The 717-nt window shown below is 43.4% G+C and carries 1 protein-coding gene; it reads right to left on the bottom strand.

What is annotated here, in order from left to right; genetic code table 11:
• The coding region (locus tag ACG2E4_RS18450) for a carboxypeptidase-like regulatory domain-containing protein (RefSeq protein WP_395262591.1) at positions 1-605 on the bottom strand (605 nt) is incomplete at its 3' end.
• Positions 606-717 lie beyond the last annotated feature (112 nt).

The following is a 717-nucleotide window of genomic DNA, read 5'->3' on the forward strand; positions in this document are numbered from 1 at the left end:
GCGTCAATTTGTGTTCTCCCATTGATTGGAACTTCCCGTGTTTGATAACCAATGAACGAAAACACAAGCGTATCTTGAAGACTATTAACTGGCAGCTCATACTCTCCATCAGAACCTGTAGCTGTTCCCTGTGTCGTCCCCTTAATCACCACATTAACCCCGGGCAACGGGTCTCCTGAGGATGCATCGGTAACTTGCCCACTAACAGTTTCCAGAATTGGAGTCCGCTGCTTTTTCTGAAGGATGATATACCTGCCCGTCGCCCAATAGTCCAGCCCTTGTGGTTTTAGTAATCGGTCAAGTATTTTTCCAAGGCTTTCTTCTTCAAATTGGAGGGAAACCTTTGGATTCCCCTGTAGCATGTCCCGGGTATAAAAAAGATGGACACCGCTTTTTCGCTGAACTTTATGTAATACATTTTTCAAGGACAGATTGTTGACACTCAATGATATCTTCGTTTGAAGAAGCTCTTGAGAGCTGGATTGCCCCAAATTGTGTTGGTTTTCATTTGCAAAATTATCCACCAGAACTTGTCCCCCGGCGGCAGAAGACCATCCCAGCACGATGAAAAGAACAAGTATCCCTATACTGTATTTATTAAACATAGTACTATCCCGTAGTTACCTGTTATTGTTTAAAATGATTGACTTTTTGCGGCTCAATAAAGAAGTGAAGCGTACTGTCGTTTAAACTGTATCGCGCTTCCATCGAAACGGC

The organism is Halalkalibaculum sp. DA384, from assembly GCF_043951955.1.
GTDB lineage: Bacteria > Bacteroidota > Rhodothermia > Balneolales > Balneolaceae > JAMQKA01.